Here is a 17,093-nt window from a genome sequence, read left to right as displayed (position 1 = left end):
CCTCCCTTGTTTTGGTCTTTTGCCCAAAATTAGAAAAATCGTCAGGACGACCTGACTCTATAAAGGAGGAGGGCAACATGGCCTGGGTAATTCTGGTTTTAGCGGGTATCTTCGAAGTGGTTTGGGCCTACAGTATGAAACTGTCAATGGGCTTTACCAAACTCACACCAAGTCTTATTACACTGTTTTTTATGCTGCTTAGTTTTGGTTTATTGGCTTATGCGATGCGTAGCTTGCCTTTGGGCACGGCGTATACCATTTGGACTGGTATTGGCGCGATTGGCGCATTTTTAGTCGGAATCTTTATTTTAGGTGAAGCAGCAAGTCCAATGCGAATTTTAGCAGCGTTATTAATTATCTCTGGCTTGGTGTTAATGAAGTTATCTTCATCTTAATGTTTAAAATAATAACGTCGTGAATCGCTGGATTCACGGCGTTTTTTTATGTGGAAAATATATGGCTTGGTTGGTGTTAATTGTGGCAGGATGTTTAGAAGTGGTATGGGCGTATTTTATGAAAATGTCCGACGGCTTTACCAAGCTCACCCCAAGCATACTGACGATAGTATTTATGGTATTCAGTTTCGCTCTCTTGTCCTATGCCATGAAAGCCCTACCTTTGGGTACGGCGTATACGGTGTGGACGGGTATTGGTGCAGTAGGTGCATTTTTGGTGGGAATTTTTGTGCTCGGTGAACCGGCCAATGCCATGCGTATGCTTGCTGCTATTTTAATTATTTCTGGGTTAGTATTAATGAAACTTTCATCGAGCTAATTCATGTCACGCTATTATTGTCACTATGCCTCACCAATTGGTGATTTAGTTTTAATTGCCAATGAGTGGGCTTTAGAAGCGGTATCAAGTCAGCAGACCATGCCGATGCAAGGTGCACGCTTTGCTCCTCAGCAAGCAATTTTAAAACAGACCCAACTTGAGCTGGATGAGTATTTTGCAGGGCAGCGCCGTGAATTTTCTGTGCCCTTAGCCCCGCAAGGCACCACCTTTCAACACCGTGCATGGCATGCCTTAAGCCAAATTCCATATGGACAAACGCGTAGTTATTTACAACAAGCGCATATGCTTAATCAGCCAAAGGCAGTACGTGCAGTGGGTGGCGCCAATGGTAAAAACCCAATTTTAATTTTGATTCCTTGCCATCGCGTGATTGGTGCTAATGGCAAATTGGTGGGTTTTTCAAGTGGTATTGAGAAAAAACAGTTCTTATTAAAACTCGAACAACAATATCTATAAACGAGGGTGAATTCTATGGCAGCCTTTATTGCTTTAGTCATTTGTGTTGGTTTAGTGATTTATTGGGTAAAGCAATTCACTACCCCCAAGCCCAGTATTCCTAATCGCGGTGAACGTGCTGTTATTGAGACTTATCAAAAAAATTTTAAAGCACCTTATATTCTATTAAATAACTGTACCTTGCCGGATGAGGATAATGGTAGTACACAAATCGATCATGTTATTTTAAGTCCCTATGGAATTTTTGTTTTAGAAACCAAAGATTATCAGGGTTGGATCTTTGGCTTAGAATACGATAAAACTTGGCGTCAAAGTTTGAATGCCCAAAAAAGCTATGAATTTCAAAATCCCATTCGACAAAATTTCAAACATATTAAAGTATTGCAGCACCTATTAAAGGATGTCGTGGATGAAAAATATTTTCATTCGGTGATTGTTTTTACCCCAAGAAGTCAGTTTAAAAATCAGATGCCAGAATATGTATGCCGTGGGGATACATGGGTAGGTTATTTAAAAAGTTTTCAAGTAGAAGTGTTAAGTACTATGAAACTTAAACGTATTCACATGCACTTAGAGCGACATTTACTGGCCAATACACAGGCCACTGAACAATTACATATTGAAAATTTACAACGCAAATATAGCCAACAAGATCGAGAAAAAAGCCCGTAAATCACGGGCTTGAATTTTAAAAACGCTTCGGAATGCGTTGACCACCTGCCACAGGAATTTCAGCATTTTGCAGTACACCAAACAGCCATTCTTCAGCTTGTTGAACTGCATGTTTTAGCTCAACTCCTTGGGCTAAACGACCTGCAATATAGCTTGCCAGTGAACAACCTGAACCATGATACTCACCCTCTAAACGTGGGCAACGGCTTTGGGCAACTTGTATACCATCTACATATAAAGTGTTTTGAATATATTCAGGCGTGTCTTCATGCCCACCTTTGACCAAAACAGCTTTAGCACCTAAGGCAAAGAGTTTTTCGGTGGCACGGTCTAAATCATCTTCACCGGTTAAAGCACGCAGCTCCACTGTATTTGGGGTTAATATGGTGGCCAGTGGAATAAGCTCAACAAAGGCTTTGACCAAAGTGGCTTGATCGCCCAGCGAGCCACCACTGTTGGCCACTAATACAGGATCCAATACATATAAATACTCAGGATGATGACGTAGAAATTCAGCTAAAGCTGCAATATTATCTGTCGTCCCGAGCATGCCGGATTTAATGCATTTAATAGGCAAGTCTTTGACTACAGCATGGGCCTGCGCCAAGAGTAAGTCTTTTGCTGTAGCTTCAAAACCAAATACTTTTTGTGAGTTTTGAATGGTCAAAGCAGTACAGGCAATCGCAGCATGCGCACCACTGGCGCCAATCGCTTCAATATCAGCTTGTAAACCTGCACCACCAGAGGGATCTAGACCAGAAAAACAAAGTACAGTCGCGCGCATGGGGCAGTCCTTTCAATTTAAAATTGGGTTAGTATAGGCAACTTTAGGATGTTCGGGGTGTGTGGTGATTAAAAATATTTTATTGGATTTAGATGGCACTTTAACTGATCCAAAAGTGGGGATTACCACCTCGGCGCGTTATGGTTTAAATAAAATTGGTCATCCAGTTGCACTGCATGAAGATTTAGATTGGATCATTGGACCGCCACTCAAAGCCTCGCTGGCTAAAATTTTAAACGTCGATAGCAATCATGATTTAGCAGAACAGGCTTTATTGGGTTATCGTGAGCGTTTTGCGGTTACCGGTTTATTTGAAAATGAAGTTTATCCTGAGGTGAAGGAGACTTTAGCTGAACTTAAAGCGCGTGGTTATCAGCTGTTTTTAGCCACAGCAAAACCCACCATTTATGCTAAACAGATTTTAGAACACTTTAATTTAGCGCAGTATTTTTGCGTGATCTATGGCAGTGAACTCAGTGGTGAGCGTACCAATAAAAGCGATTTAATTGCCTATATTTTACAGCAGCAACATTTGCAAGCCAGTGACTGTTTAATGGTGGGTGACCGTGAATACGATATTTTAGGGGCGCGCCGTAATGGTATTGAAACCATTGCAGTGGAATATGGCTATGGCTCAGATGCGGAAATTACAGCAGCCAAGCCTAAAGCGCGCATTCAAAGTTTTAAACAATTGCTAGATGTACTATAAAGCCAATAATTGTTTGAGATGTGCCGCTAGGCTGCCAACGTCAAGCGCAGTATGCGGCAAGCTTAAAGTTTGATAATGATCACTGCCGAGTTTACGGTCAATTTCAAACAAAACATGCGTTTGTGTTGCTGTTGCGACAAAAGACACTTCTAACTCATTTAAACGACTCAGCCATGCCGTGGGTCTAAACTCTAATTCTTGATAACAACCAATGCTCGATTGGAAATAACCACCTCGTAATTGACCGCGTTCGACATCGGCTGAATATAAGCTTAAACCACAATGCTGCAAAGCTGTAATCAGGCTTTGCATCACTGCATTGGGGTAAATGGCTAAGGCATCATCGTCATGTGCATCTACTGCCCAATCAATATCTAAATGGGTGTGAAGCCATACTTTGGTGTGATTGGCGTAGCAATTGAGCTGTGTCACTGGTGTTTCAAAAGGCAGTTGAATGTTAAATGGGCACTGATGTACCTGCTCGGCTATTAGCTCAAAAGCACCGCTGATGGGCCAACGGGCAATACATTGCGCTTGGCGCATTTCATGCTCGCCACTTTCGACCTCAACCAGCGTCATCAGTTCTAAATAAATGCCATTAATGCGTTTATTGCTACTGGCACCTTTAAAATGAATCACGCCTTGCAGGGCCTGCCCAACTTCTAAGTGTGGACTATGCAGGAGAGTGTCAACTTGCACACCTTGAATGCCAAAACTCGATAAAACTTGTTTAAACATGCCTGATCCTTAATGTAGGTCTAAATATAAGCTTTCTTTGACTTCTTCCATCACCACATAACTATGTGATGAGGCAGAAGCAGGGAGTTGTTTGAGTAAATCACCCAATAAACGGCGGTAGGCACTCATTTCTTTAAGCCGTGCTTTGACCAAATAATCAAATTCACCAGAAATTAAATGACATTCTAACACCTCGGGTAAGGCACTTAAGTTACGTGCCACTTGATCAAACACATCACCTGATTTTGCCGATAATTTAATTTCCAAAAATACTAATAAATTACGATCGACCATTTTAGGGTTTAAGCGGGCGTGATAGCCCATAATAATGCCTTCACGCTCTAAGCGTTTAACCCGCTCTGAGCAAGGCGTGGTGGATAAATTGACGCGAGCTGCTAACTCACTAATGGCAATGCGTCCCTCTTTTTGCAAAATCTCTAAAATTTGATGATCAATCCGATCTAATGCACGCATTTATTTTTTCCTGTTATTGCTATTTAAATGTCAAAAAACTGTCGTTTCACCTAGTTTTTAGCATAAAAAATGGTGAATTTCACTATCAAATCGTCAATATACTAGAAAAATCAACTAGAAGAATTGTGAGGGTAGCGTCATGCGCGTTTTGGTATTAGGAAGTGGTGTAATTGGCGTAGCAAGTGCCTATTACCTTGCAGCGCAGGGCGCAGAAGTTACAGTTTTAGATCGCCAAAGTGGCCCTGCCGAAGAAACCAGTTTTGGTAATGCAGGACAAATTTCACCGGGTTACTCAACCCCTTGGGCAGCACCCGGGATTCCATTTAAAGCCGTTAAATGGATGTTCCAACATCATGCGCCTTTAGCGATTAACTTAGACGGCAGTTTGTGGCAACTCAATTGGATGGCACAAATGCTGAAAAACTGTAATCCTGCCAGTTATGCCATCAATAAAGAGCGAATGACCCGTGTGGCAGAATATAGCCGTGATTGTTTACGTGAATTGCGTAAAGACACTGGGATTCATTATGAGCATCGCTCTAAAGGCACCTTACAAGTATTTCGCAATGAAGCGCAGCTTGAAATGGTGCAACGTGACATTGCTGTGCTTGAAGAATGTGGCGTGCCACATGAATTGTTATTAGGCAATGACTTAGCCAAAGTCGAACCAGCACTGGCCTATGCGCAAGATAAACTGGTGGGTGGTTTACATTTACCCAATGATGAAACAGGTGATTGCTACTTATTTACCAATGCGCTTGCCAATGTAGCCAAAGAAATGGGTGTGCAATTTAAGTTTAACCAAAATGTAGAGCGTTTGGTGACCCAAGGCAGTGAAATTACAGGTGTAGTGGTCAATGGGGAAGTCATCAAAGCCGATCGTTATGTATTGGCCTTTGGGAGCTATTCACGAGATTTCTTAAAACCATTGCAATTAGATTTACCCGTGTATCCGGTAAAGGGCTATTCATTGACGGTACCTATTGTTGACCAAAATTTTGCACCGCAATCTACCGTGTTGGATGAAACCTATAAAATTGCTATTACTCGTTTTGATCAGCGTATTCGGGTCGGTGGCATGGCAGAGCTGAGTGGCTTTAACCGTGAGTTAAAAACAGATCGCCGCGGCACTTTGGAAATGGTGACTAAGGAGCTATTCCCAGGTGGTAATTTAAGCGAGGCAAGTTTTTGGACAGGTTTACGTCCTATGACCCCAGACAGCACACCAATTATTGGGGCCACCCGTTTTAGCAATTTATTCTTAAATACTGGACATGGCACTTTAGGTTGGACCATGGCTTGTGGTTCAGGCAAGTTAATTAGTGACTTGGTCATGAATCATCAGCCAGAAATTAGCACGGAAGGTTTATCGCTACAGCGCTACGCAGCTTAATAACGCAATTTATTTTCAAGGAAGAAAACATGCCACGTCCAATCCAAGCTGTGGTGCATTTAGATGCACTACAGCATAATTTAACGATTGCCCGAAAAAGTGCTCCACAGGCACAGGTGTTTGCAGTGGTCAAAGCCAATGCCTACGGACATGGTATAGCACATGTCTATCCAGCCTTGTGCGACGCTGATGGTTTTGCTGTGTTGGACTTGGCAGAAGCTGCAAAGATACGTGAGTTAGGTTGGCAAGGGAAAATTCTACTCTTAGAAGGTATTTTTCAACTGCAAGATTTAGCACTGTGTGCTGAGCTCGATTTAAGTTTTAGCGTGCATAGTCCCCATCAAATAGAGTGGTTAGCGGCCTTTGCCCAGCAATCCGCAGCACAGTTTGATGTGTATTTAAAAATGAACAGCGGTATGAACCGTTTAGGTTTTGAGGCAAAAGACTATCGCGCCGTGTTTGAGCAGCTACAAAGTTTTCCCAATGTGCGCTCTATTACCCATATGACGCATTTTTCTGATGCCGATGGGCAGCGTTTTTCCCAAGATGGCATTCAGCATCAATATTTAGTTTTTCAAAACACCGTTCAGGCTTTAGGTGGCTTAACTTCAGTCAGCAATAGCGCAGCAATTTTACGCCATTCAGAGCATATTCAATCCGATATTGTGCGTAGCGGGATTATGCTATATGGCAGTTCGCCCAATTATCCTAAGCAAAGTATTGAAGATTGGAATCTAAAGCCGAGCATGAGCCTACTCAGTCAAATCATCGCCATTCAAGATATTAAGCAAGGTGAAACGGTCGGTTATGGCTCTCAGTTTATTGCTGAGCGTCCGATGCGTATAGGCGTGGTGGCTTGTGGCTATGCCGATGGTTATCAACGGATTTCACCTACAGGGACACCTGTATTAGTAGACTCTAAACGCAGCCAGATTTTAGGGCGCGTCAGCATGGATATGTTGGTGGTGGATCTAACTGAACATTTAGAGGCAACCATTGGCAGTGAAGTGGTGCTATGGGGGCAATCTTCACAAGGTGCAGTGTTAAGTATTGATGAAGTGGCAGCGGCATCGGGCACATTAGGTTATGAATTGATGTGTGGTGTGACTGCGCGCGTACCGATGCACGCTGCCTAAGTTTTTAACAGGAAGTACAAGATATGACGGATATTCAACGCTATGATAGCAATCAAGTGATGAGTGCAGCCACGATTTTTAATCAAATGGTGTATTTATCTGGTCAAGTGCCTAAAAATACTGAGCAAAATATTGCTGGTCAAACCGCTGAGATTTTAACGACTATTGATAAAATATTAAGTGAAAATAACAGTGATAAGTCACGTATATTATCGGCGCAGTTATTTTTAAAAAATCTAGAAGATTTCCCCGTGGTTAATGAAATATGGATGGAATGGTTAACAGATTTACCCAAACCCGCCAGAGCCACGATTCAAGCCGATTTGGTCAATCCCGATTGGCTAATTGAAATAGCAATTACTGCTGCACAGTTTTAACTGTGCATTTTTTTTATGTGTTAAAGTTTTAGGAAACAGGAAGTTTTTTAAAATCATATATTTAGGCATAAATATTGCTTAGGTGTATAGGTAATATAAGGACATCAATCCAATGACAATCATGCAACAAAATGATGCACCTGCAGACGAATTGCAGCGCAAACTTTCTAACCGACATCTACAACTCATCGCGATTGGCGGTGCAATTGGAACCGGTTTATTTATGGGTTCAGGTAAAACAATTGCTTTGGCTGGACCTTCAATTTTATTTATTTATATGATCATTGGCTTTATGTTTTTCTTCTTAATGCGTGCATTAGGAGAAATATTATTAGCAAATTTACATTACAAATCATTTATTGATATGGCGCGTGATCTGATTGGTCCAGGCGCTGCATACTATATTGGTTGGTCGTATTGGCTCGGTTGGGTGTTAGTGGGTATTGCCGACTTAGCCGCAATTATTAACTATTTAAGTTTTTGGTTACCCGAAGGCGCAGCGTTTAGTCCAATCCAGCAGGCCATGATTAGTGTTAGTTGTGTCTTGTTGGTATTAGGTTTAAATCTACTCACCGTGAAATTATTTGGTGAAATTGAGTTTTGGTTTGCCTTAATTAAAATTTTAGCCATTTTAAGCTTGATTGGTATTGGTGGCTTTATGGTGTTTAACCAATTCCAATCGCCGGATGGCAGTGTGGCAAGTTTTAGTCATGTCTGGTCAGGAGGGATGTTCCCCAAAGGCACCGATGGGTTCTTAGCAGGCTTCCAAATTGCATTATTTGCCTTTGTTGGGGTTGAACTATTAGGGACGATGGCTGCTGAAACCAAAGATCCTGAGAAAAACTTGCCTAAAGCAGTGAATGCGATTCCTACCCGTATTATTTTATTTTATGTATTGTCGCTATTTGTGGTGATGTCTGTGACACCATGGGCAAAAATTCCAGCTGATCAAAGCCCATTTGTGAGCTTATTTATGCATGCTGGCATTGGTGCTGCTGCCTTAATTATGAACCTTGTGGTGCTCTCTTCAGTGCTATCCTCTATGAATAGCGGTGTATTTTCGACCAGTCGTATGCTATTTGGTTTAGCGCGTGGTCAACAAGCACCTGCGGCTTTAGCCCATTTATCCAAACGTGCTGTACCGGCTAAAGGTTTGGTTTTTTCTTGTAGCTTTATTATGGCAGGTGCTGCCTTGCAGTATTTTGTACCCAATACCTTGGAAGCGTTTACCCTTGCAACATCGCTGTGTGTGATTTTATTTATTAGTATTTGGGGGCTAATTATGGTGTGTTACTTACGCTATCGTAAATTACGCCCAGAGCAACATGCCAACTCGAGTTTTAAAATGCCGGGTGGGGTGTGGATGAGCTATATCGTCCTAATCTTCTTAGCGTTTGCCTTAGTGATTTTAAGTTTAGAGCCAGATACTTTTAATGCACTAAAAGTAAGTCCATTATGGCTGGTGATTTTATCGGTGACTTATTATGTCTTGTATCGTCCACGTGTACTTGCCATGAAAAAAGCCCAGTTGAAAACTGAAGCTTAGTTCAAGCAAAAAAATCCCCGCATCAGCGGGGATTTTTTTGAGGGATTTAAAAGATGGGCTTAACCACTACTAAGATAACCACTGCAAATAAAATAAACGTCGGCAACTCATTAAAGAAACGCCAAAATTTATGCGATTTATAGTGAGCATCTTGCATGAGTTTTTTACGGTAATAGCCGCAAACCAAGTGGTAAATGACCAATAAGCCGACTAAGCCGACCTTGAGGTAAAACCATGTCGCTGCATGGTAATTCTGTGTGGCATCGCCCCAATCTACTAAAAAGTGTGCTGTGATTAAAGTGGCCAACATTGCTGGCCACATAATCCCTCGATACAGCTTGCGTTCCATGATTTGAAAGCGTTGGTGGCTGGTCTGATCTTCGCTCATCGCGTGATAAACAAACAGCCTTGGTAAATAAAACAAAGCAGCAAACCAGCATACTACGGCAATAATATGTAACGCTTTTACCCAAAGGAAAGCATCAGAAGGAGCATCCATTAAATCACCCTAAGGGTGCATTAGCCTTCCCATTTTTTGAAAACGAGACAAGCGTTTACACCGCCAAAACCAAAACTGTTACTCATTACAGTATTCAGTTTTGTGTCACGTTTTTCAAGTACGATATCAAATGGTTTTGCACCCTCATCAAGCTCAGTGACGTTGATGTTTGGCGCAATAAAGTCATTTTGCATCATCAGGACTGAGTAAATCGCTTCGTGTACACCCGCTGCGCCTAAGCTATGACCTGTCATCGATTTAGTTGAGCTGAGTGGTGGTACTTGACCTGCACCAAACGCACGTTCCATCGCTAAAAGCTCAGTCACGTCACCTGCAGGTGTTGATGTACCATGCGTGTTGACATAGTCAATTTTGTCTACGCCGTGTTGTTTGGCTTCTTCGAGTGCCATTAGAACACAACGTGTTGCACCTTCACCACTTGGTGCAACCATGTCTGCACCATCTGCATTGGCAGCATAGCCCACCACTTCTGCTAAGATATTCGCGCCACGTGCCTGCGCGTGTTCTAGTGATTCAAGTACCACGAAACCGCCACCGCCAGCAATGACAAAACCGTCACGGTCAGCTGAATATGGGCGTGATGCTGTTTCTGGTGTGTCATTGTATTTAGAACATAATGCACCCATCGCATCAAATAATAAGCTTTGTGACCAATGGTCTTCTTCACCGCCACCTGCAAGCATTAAATCTTGTTTGCCAAGCTGGATCATGTTGTAAGCATAACCAATGGCGTCAGCAGAAGTTGCACATGCACTAGTAATAGTATGAGAAATGCCTTGTAATTTAAATGCCACACCCACGTTGGCTGTAATGGTGTTGGTCATGTTACGTGGTACAAAGAATGGACCAATTTTACGTGCGCCTTTAGTTTCTAACAGCTCGTTCATTTCAATCACAGATGCTGTAGAACCACCACCTGAACCGCCTGCAATACCGTAACGTGGATTACCGGCTAAATCTTCTGCTTTTAGACCTGCATGTTCCACTGCTGCAACTGCTGAGTTATAGGCATACATTGCACATACACCCATGAAGCGTTTGAGTTTGCGGTCGATATTGTCAAAGTCTTGTTCTGCTGCAGCACTGACATGACTTTTAAAATTTAAATCTGCATAAGTCTGGTTAAAACGTGTCCCAGAAATTCCGTTTTGTAACGAATGTAAGACATCGTCTAATGTATTGCCGATGCATGAGTTGATGCCCATACCAGTGATTACAACACGCTTCATCTACAGTTCCTTTATATGGTGATCTTGTGAAGTACAACGAGCAGTGAATGCTGCATACTTATGATTTTCAATACGTTCATGATAGCAGAAAGATTTTTGATTTCTTATGGCAAATCCTATGCCTGTTGTTGACTGATTTATTTTGCAACCAAATACTGCAGGACTTAACCAAAAGATACATAATCAAGTTGAGATAAACATAGACTATACCTAGTATTTAGCCAGAAAGTTCAAATTTACACAGAGGGGTAAATCAGCGTGAACAGTAAAAATAATCAAGCCGAAGGAATGTTCGATAGTGCGCTTGGAGTGGCTAAAAAGCTCAGTCACTCGGGCCTTGAGGTATTAAATAAAGTAGGACAAAATCAGAAAAAATCTGAAAAAGTAAGTTCTGCAGATCACAACGAATCAAGCTTGCCAAACTTATCCAAACAATTACTGGGCCGACATTATGCCAGCGTGAATAAAGTCACCAGTTTCGTCGCACCTGATTTAACCGATAAATTTTCCGATTATCTATTTGAGCAGCTCAATCATTTAGGTTCACGTTTAAGCGCTGTAGATCAAATTTTAGATGAGGCAGGGGTTAAAGATTTAGAAGAGCTAACCCAAGATGTCGATCGCTCTAAACGCATTAGTGAGGTATTGGCCAATCAAAATAAATGGTTGGCTTCAGTACAAGGTGCCTTAAGTGGGGCAACTGGTGTCTTGGGTTCTGCGCTTGATGTGCCGGCCTCTTTGTTGTTGTCTCTGCGTAGTATTTACCAAATTGGTCGTGCTTATGGTTTTGAGCTCAATCAACAAACTGAGCAAGACATGGTGCAGTTTGTTTTTAAACAAATTGATTTAAGTTTGATCGCGCAAAAACAAACCCTGTTGGTGGCATTAAAAGCGCTATCAAGCGCCTTAGAAACGCATGATCTGAATCAATTGCAGCAATTGTTGGGAAGTCATCAAGATGCTGAAACCTTAAAGCAGTGGCTGCAAGATGCTCAAGGACAGGCTAAGTTTGAATGGCTGAATCATTTACCTAAACTGAGTATTTTAAGTAAACTCACTCCAGTGGCTGGAGCATCGTTAAGTGCAGCGTATAGCTGGAAGTTACTTGAAGATGTTAATCAAAAGGCACAAGAGATTTTCTCAGAAGCGCGGACTTATTTACAACAGCATCAAGATTTAAACTTGTCTCCTATTGCAGCCTATGAAAAATCGCGTGAATATTTTGCAGCTAAGCAACAGGTGGGTGAACTAAAACTCAATCAAGCAATTGAACTTGAAGATCATGCCACCATTTCTAAAGTGGTTATTCAGAAAAAAGATCAAAGCCTTGTAGATGGTGAAGAAGCCAATCAAACGGTGCATCAGGATTTAAAGAAATTAGCAGCACAGATGGTTGAACCACATGCAGAGGTAGCTCCTCAGCAACCTGCCTTAAGCCAAGAAGTTGATTTTAACCAAGTACCTGAAGCACTTGAGGCTGAGTCTTTGGAAAAAAACAGTAAAAAATAGCACTGCAAGGGTTATCTGAATTGCCCAAAGCTATGAGTATTATTGGATGATAATCTGAAGTAGTAATTCAGGCTAAATTGCAGTTTTTTGTGTTTTTTTGTAGAGCAGAGTCTGTTTCTCGGGCTTGCTAATATTGACCATTAGACGATCTTATCTTACAATTATATGCCCTCAAAAAGTGGTACATTTTTTGGGGCTTTTTATTAACGGGAGAATTGCCAAATGGCAACAACAAATCAGTTGATCCGTAAGGGTCGTACAACTTTAGTTGAAAAATCTAAAGTTCCTGCGTTGAAGGCTTGCCCACAACGTCGTGGTGTTTGTACACGTGTTTACACAACTACACCTAAAAAACCTAACTCAGCAATGCGTAAAGTTTGCCGTGTTCGCTTAACTTCTGGCTTTGAAGTATCAAGCTATATCGGTGGTGAAGGCCATAACCTACAAGAGCACAGTGTTGTTCTTATCCGTGGTGGTCGTGTTAAAGACTTACCAGGTGTACGTTACCATACCGTTCGTGGTTCTTTAGACTGTGCTGGCGTGAAAGATCGTAACCAGTCACGTTCTAAATACGGTACTAAACGTCCTAAGAAGTAATTCGTAAGAATTAATTCTTAAGGTCTAGAACCGCAATCCTTTATCGTCTCGCTTGTCTGATTTCTGCATTTAATTTTGTGAAAATTCCAAGCGACGTGTAGTAAGGCCAGCTAAAGGTACATGACACTTTGTACAAATGCTGGATAAACCTGAAGTGTCAATTTTATTAGGTGTATTAAAATGCCAAGACGTCGCGTAGTTGCTGCCCGTGAAATCCTTCCGGATCCTAAGTTCAGCAGCCAAACAATCGCTAAATTCATGAACCACGTAATGCAAGATGGTAAAAAATCTATTGCTGAAAGTATCGTTTACGGTGCTTTAGACCGCGTTCAAGAAAAATCTAAAGTAGACCCAGTTGAATTTTTCGAGACTACTCTTGAAAAAGTTCGTCCTATGGTCGAAGTAAAAGCACGCCGTGTTGGTGGTGCTACATACCAAGTTCCTATGGAAGTACGCCCATCCCGTCGTACTGCTTTAGCGATGCGTTGGTTAGTAGACGCTGCTGCTAAGCGTTCTGAAAAAACTATGGCTCTACGTCTTGCTGGTGAGTTGCTTGATGCAGCTGAAGGTAAAGGCGCAGCAGTTAAGAAACGTGATGATGTGCACCGTATGGCTGAAGCCAACAAAGCATTCTCTCACTACCGTTTCTAAGCAAATAAAACAGACCTTTCTTAGGGCGGTGACACATCAGTTGTCACTGAGGTGTCATCCAAACGCTTTAAGTTGCATTGCAGCTTAAAGCGTACTGTTTTAAACAACAAAATTTAGGAATGCTAGAAATCATGGCTCGTCAAACCCCAATTTCTCGTTACCGTAACATTGGTATCTCTGCTCACATCGATGCTGGTAAAACAACTACTTCTGAACGTATTTTGTTCTACACAGGTGAGAGCCATAAACTTGGTGAAACTCACGAAGGTTCTGCAACTACGGACTGGATGGAACAAGAGCAAGAACGTGGTATTACTATTACCTCAGCAGCTGTAACATGCTTCTGGAAAGGTATGGGCAACCAGTTCGAACAGCACCGTATTAACGTAATTGACACACCGGGACACGTAGACTTCACCATCGAAGTTGAACGTTCTATGCGTGTTCTTGACGGTGCATGTATGGTTTACTGTGCTGTAGGTGGTGTTCAACCTCAGTCTGAAACTGTATGGCGTCAAGCAAACAAATATAAAGTGCCTCGTATTGCGTTCGTTAACAAAATGGACCGTACTGGTGCGAACTTCTTCCGTGCAGTTGAGCAAGTTAAAACACGTCTTGGCGGTAATCCAGTGCCAATCGTTGTGCCAATCGGTGCTGAAGAAAACTTCCAAGGTGTTGTTGACCTAATCGAAATGAAAGCGATTATCTGGGATGAAGCATCTCAAGGTATGAAGTTCGAATATGGCGAGATCCCTGCTGATCTAGTTGATACTGCTAATGAATGGCGTACTAACATGGTTGAAGCTGCTGCGGAAGCATCAGAAGAACTCATGGACAAGTACCTTGAAGAAGGCGAGTTAACTAAAGAAGAAATCATTGCTGGTATTCGTGCGCGTACATTGCTGAACGAAATCCAACCAATGCTTTGTGGTTCTGCATTCAAAAACAAAGGTGTTCAACGTATGTTGGATGCTGTTATTGAATTCTTACCAGCGCCAACTGACGTTGAAGCAATTAAAGGTATCTTAGACGACAAAGACGAAACTGAAGGTTCTCGTGAAGCGTCTGATGAAGCACCGTTTGCTGCGTTAGCGTTCAAAATCATGAACGACAAATTCGTTGGTAACTTAACATTCGTACGTGTTTACTCTGGTGTGCTTAAAGCAGGTAGCCCATGCTACAACCCAGTAAAAATGAAACGCGAACGTGTTGGTCGTATCGTACAGATGCACGCAAATGACCGTCATGACATCGAAGAAATTCGTGCAGGCGACATCGCGGCGTGTGTAGGTCTTAAAGACACAACAACTGGTGATACATTATGTGATGAAAACCACGTAATTACACTAGAGCGTATGGAATTCCCAGAGCCAGTAATTGCACTTGCAGTTGAACCTAAAACTAAAGCTGACCAAGAAAAAATGTCAGTTGCTTTAGGTCGTTTGGCAAAAGAAGATCCATCATTCCGCGTACGTACAGACGAAGAATCTGGTCAAACGATTATTGCTGGTATGGGTGAGCTTCACCTTGACATCATCGTTGACCGTATGAAGCGTGAATTCGGTGTTGAAGCGAACATTGGTAAACCAATGGTATCTTACCGCGAAACGATTAAAAAATCGGTTGAGCAAGAAGGTAAATTCGTACGTCAAACAGGTGGTAAAGGTAAATTCGGTCACGTATACGTGCGTCTTGAACCGCTTGATCCTGAATCAGAAAAAGAATACGAATTCGCTGAAGAAGTTGTTGGTGGTGTAGTACCTAAAGAATTCTTCGGTGCGGTTGACAAAGGTATTCAAGAACGTATGAAGAACGGCGTTTTAGCTGGCTACCCAGTAGTTGGCATTAAAGCGACTTTATTCGACGGTTCTTACCATGATGTCGATTCTGACGAATTATCGTTCAAAATGGCGGGTTCTTATGCCTTCCGTGATGGTTTCATGAAAGCGGATCCTATCCTTCTTGAACCAATCATGAAAGTTGAAGTAGAAACTCCAGAAGACTACATGGGCGATATCATGGGTGACTTAAACCGTCGTCGTGGTATGGTTCAAGGTATGGACGATTTACCTGGTGGTACTAAAGCAATCCGTGCAGAAGTTCCACTTGCTGAGATGTTTGGTTACGCAACTCATATGCGTTCTATGTCTCAAGGTCGTGCGACTTACTCTATGGAATTTGCTAAATATGCTGAAACTCCACGTAACGTGGCTGAAGGCATCATCGCTAAATTCCAAGCTGGCGGTAAAAAAGGTGACGACGAGTAATCTTTCGATTACTATACTTACCTAACTAATTTATAGTTAAATTTCTAATGCTCATGCAGTGATCCTGCATGAGTAATCTACAAAGGAAGATGAACATGGCTAAGGCTAAGTTTGAACGTAATAAACCACACGTTAACGTGGGTACAATTGGTCACGTTGACCATGGTAAAACAACTTTAACAGCTGCGATTGCAACTGTATGTGCTAAACAATTTGGTGGCGAAGCGAAAGACTACGCTGCAATTGACTCAGCACCAGAAGAAAAAGCACGTGGTATTACAATTAATACTTCACACGTAGAATACGATTCTCCAATCCGTCACTACGCTCACGTAGACTGCCCGGGCCACGCCGATTATGTTAAAAACATGATTACTGGTGCTGCTCAAATGGACGGTGCGATCCTTGTATGTGCTGCGACTGATGGTCCAATGCCACAAACTCGTGAACACATCCTTCTTTCTCGTCAGGTAGGTGTACCTTACATCGTTGTATTCTTAAACAAATGCGACCTTGTAGACGACGAAGAGCTTCTTGAATTAGTAGAAATGGAAGTTCGTGAACTTCTTTCTACTTACGACTTCCCAGGTGATGATACTCCAATCATCCGTGGTTCAGCTTTAGCTGCACTTAACGGTGACCAAGGTCAATACGGCGAATCAGCTGTTGTAGCTCTTGTTGAAGCGCTTGACTCTTACATCCCAGAACCAGAACGTGCAATCGATAAAGCATTCTTAATGCCAATCGAAGACGTATTCTCTATTTCTGGTCGTGGTACAGTAGTCACTGGCCGTGTTGAATCAGGTATCGTGAAAGTAGGCGAAGAAGTTGAAATCGTTGGTATCAAAGACACAGTTAAAACAACTGTAACTGGCGTAGAAATGTTCCGTAAACTTCTTGACGAAGGTCGTGCGGGCGAGAACTGTGGTGTTCTTCTACGTGGTACTAAGCGTGAAGACGTTCAACGTGGTCAAGTATTAACTAAACCAGGTGCGATCAAGCCACACACTAAATTCGACGCAGAAGTATACGTACTTTCTAAAGAAGAAGGTGGTCGTCATACTCCATTCCTTAACGGTTACCGTCCACAGTTCTACTTCCGTACAACTGACGTAACTGGCGCAATCTCTCTTCAAGACGGCGTTGAAATGGTTATGCCTGGTGACAACGTAGAAATGTCAGTAGAATTAATCCACCCAATCGCAATGGACCCAGGTCTACGTTTTGCGATCCGTGAAGG

General features: G+C 42.2%; 19 protein-coding genes. 14 read left to right on the top strand and 5 right to left on the bottom strand.

The genetic code is table 11. The features are described from left to right. Positions 1 to 77: 77 nt before the first annotated feature. The 4 genes from sugE (AC5YCD_RS13625) to AC5YCD_RS13610 all read left to right on the top strand — a co-directional run bounded on the left by sugE (AC5YCD_RS13625) (position 78) and on the right by AC5YCD_RS13610 (position 1,923). Positions 78 to 395 carry a quaternary ammonium compound efflux SMR transporter SugE gene (gene sugE, locus AC5YCD_RS13625; protein ID WP_496130547.1) on the top strand — a complete coding sequence of 106 codons (318 nt, stop codon included), beginning with the start codon at positions 78 to 80 and terminating at the stop codon, positions 393 to 395. A gap of 61 nt (positions 396 to 456) precedes the next feature. Beyond that, complete coding sequence (gene sugE, locus AC5YCD_RS13620) at positions 457 to 774, top strand: quaternary ammonium compound efflux SMR transporter SugE (RefSeq protein ID WP_496130546.1); 318 nt, start codon at positions 457 to 459, stop codon at positions 772 to 774. A gap of 3 nt (positions 775 to 777) precedes the next feature. After that, the gene (locus tag AC5YCD_RS13615; protein WP_496130545.1) at positions 778 to 1,251 is read left to right on the top strand and encodes a methylated-DNA--[protein]-cysteine S-methyltransferase; all 474 of its coding nucleotides are present in this window, start codon (positions 778 to 780) and stop codon (positions 1,249 to 1,251) included. A gap of 15 nt (positions 1,252 to 1,266) precedes the next feature. After that, on the top strand, positions 1,267 to 1,923 hold the full coding sequence (locus tag AC5YCD_RS13610; RefSeq protein ID WP_496130544.1) for a nuclease-related domain-containing protein: 657 nt from the start codon (positions 1,267 to 1,269) through the stop codon (positions 1,921 to 1,923). 16 nt (positions 1,924 to 1,939) lie between these two features. On the opposite strand, the gene AC5YCD_RS13605 is transcribed toward AC5YCD_RS13610, so the two are convergent. Continuing rightward, positions 1,940 to 2,707 carry a hydroxymethylpyrimidine/phosphomethylpyrimidine kinase gene (locus tag AC5YCD_RS13605; protein ID WP_496130543.1) on the bottom strand — a complete coding sequence of 256 codons (768 nt, stop codon included), beginning with the start codon at positions 2,705 to 2,707 and terminating at the stop codon, positions 1,940 to 1,942. Between the two features lie 64 nt (positions 2,708 to 2,771). Between AC5YCD_RS13605 and AC5YCD_RS13600 the strand changes: the two genes are divergently transcribed. After that, positions 2,772 to 3,416 carry an HAD-IA family hydrolase gene (locus AC5YCD_RS13600; RefSeq protein ID WP_496130542.1) on the top strand — a complete coding sequence of 215 codons (645 nt, stop codon included), beginning with the start codon at positions 2,772 to 2,774 and terminating at the stop codon, positions 3,414 to 3,416. Here AC5YCD_RS13600 and AC5YCD_RS13595 read toward each other — a convergent pair. Further along, positions 3,411 to 4,154, bottom strand: a complete 744-nt coding sequence (locus AC5YCD_RS13595; RefSeq protein ID WP_496130541.1) for a sporulation protein — start codon at positions 4,152 to 4,154, stop codon at positions 3,411 to 3,413. The two genes, AC5YCD_RS13600 and AC5YCD_RS13595, sit on opposite strands and share 6 nt — an antisense overlap. 9 nt (positions 4,155 to 4,163) lie before the next feature. After that, entirely contained in the window at positions 4,164 to 4,628 is a 465-nt protein-coding gene (locus AC5YCD_RS13590) for an Lrp/AsnC ligand binding domain-containing protein (protein ID WP_496130540.1), read from the bottom strand. A gap of 139 nt (positions 4,629 to 4,767) precedes the next feature. Here AC5YCD_RS13590 and AC5YCD_RS13585 point away from each other — a divergent pair, with 139 nt between their 5' ends. The 4 genes from AC5YCD_RS13585 (at position 4,768) to AC5YCD_RS13570 (ending at position 9,080) form a co-directional block, all read left to right on the top strand. Beyond that, complete coding sequence (locus AC5YCD_RS13585) at positions 4,768 to 6,021, top strand: D-amino acid dehydrogenase (protein WP_496130539.1); 1,254 nt, start codon at positions 4,768 to 4,770, stop codon at positions 6,019 to 6,021. 29 nt (positions 6,022 to 6,050) lie between these two features. After that, positions 6,051 to 7,157, top strand: a complete 1,107-nt coding sequence (gene alr, locus AC5YCD_RS13580) for an alanine racemase (protein ID WP_496130538.1) — start codon at positions 6,051 to 6,053, stop codon at positions 7,155 to 7,157. A 23-nt stretch (positions 7,158 to 7,180) separates the two neighbouring features. Then, positions 7,181 to 7,534, top strand: coding sequence for a RidA family protein (locus AC5YCD_RS13575; RefSeq protein WP_496130537.1), 354 nt, complete (start codon positions 7,181 to 7,183; stop codon positions 7,532 to 7,534). 112 nt (positions 7,535 to 7,646) lie between these two features. Next, the gene (locus AC5YCD_RS13570) at positions 7,647 to 9,080 is read left to right on the top strand and encodes an amino acid permease (RefSeq protein ID WP_496130536.1); all 1,434 of its coding nucleotides are present in this window, start codon (positions 7,647 to 7,649) and stop codon (positions 9,078 to 9,080) included. A gap of 46 nt (positions 9,081 to 9,126) precedes the next feature. Here the strand turns inward: AC5YCD_RS13570 and hemJ are convergent, their stop codons facing one another. Then, a complete protein-coding gene (gene hemJ / locus AC5YCD_RS13565) occupies positions 9,127 to 9,579 on the bottom strand; it encodes a protoporphyrinogen oxidase HemJ (protein WP_496130535.1) in 453 nt (150 codons plus the stop codon). 20 nt (positions 9,580 to 9,599) lie between these two features. Next, positions 9,600 to 10,829 carry a beta-ketoacyl synthase N-terminal-like domain-containing protein gene (locus AC5YCD_RS13560; RefSeq protein WP_496130534.1) on the bottom strand — a complete coding sequence of 410 codons (1,230 nt, stop codon included), beginning with the start codon at positions 10,827 to 10,829 and terminating at the stop codon, positions 9,600 to 9,602. 258 nt (positions 10,830 to 11,087) lie between these two features. On the opposite strand from AC5YCD_RS13560, the gene AC5YCD_RS13555 reads away from it, so the two are divergent. The 5 genes from AC5YCD_RS13555 to tuf form a co-directional block, all read left to right on the top strand. After that, the gene (locus AC5YCD_RS13555; RefSeq protein WP_496130533.1) at positions 11,088 to 12,338 is read left to right on the top strand and encodes an EcsC family protein; all 1,251 of its coding nucleotides are present in this window, start codon (positions 11,088 to 11,090) and stop codon (positions 12,336 to 12,338) included. A 222-nt stretch (positions 12,339 to 12,560) separates the two neighbouring features. Continuing rightward, complete coding sequence (gene rpsL / locus AC5YCD_RS13550; RefSeq protein ID WP_002050319.1) at positions 12,561 to 12,935, top strand: 30S ribosomal protein S12; 375 nt, start codon at positions 12,561 to 12,563, stop codon at positions 12,933 to 12,935. A gap of 180 nt (positions 12,936 to 13,115) precedes the next feature. Next, a complete protein-coding gene (rpsG, locus tag AC5YCD_RS13545; RefSeq protein ID WP_122902407.1) occupies positions 13,116 to 13,586 on the top strand; it encodes a 30S ribosomal protein S7 in 471 nt (156 codons plus the stop codon). Positions 13,587 to 13,717: 131 nt separating this feature from the next. Further along, entirely contained in the window at positions 13,718 to 15,853 is a 2,136-nt protein-coding gene (gene fusA / locus AC5YCD_RS13540) for an elongation factor G (RefSeq protein WP_496130532.1), read from the top strand. Positions 15,854 to 15,948: 95 nt separating this feature from the next. Further along, positions 15,949 to 17,093 (top strand): elongation factor Tu (gene tuf, locus AC5YCD_RS13535; RefSeq protein WP_496130081.1); only part of this gene is annotated, 1,145 nt, incomplete at its 3' end.

The sequence above is a fragment of the Acinetobacter sp. CY05 genome (genome assembly GCF_059515805.1).
The sequence above is the reverse complement of the archived record's forward strand: the minus strand, read 5'-3'. Positions and strand labels throughout refer to the sequence as shown.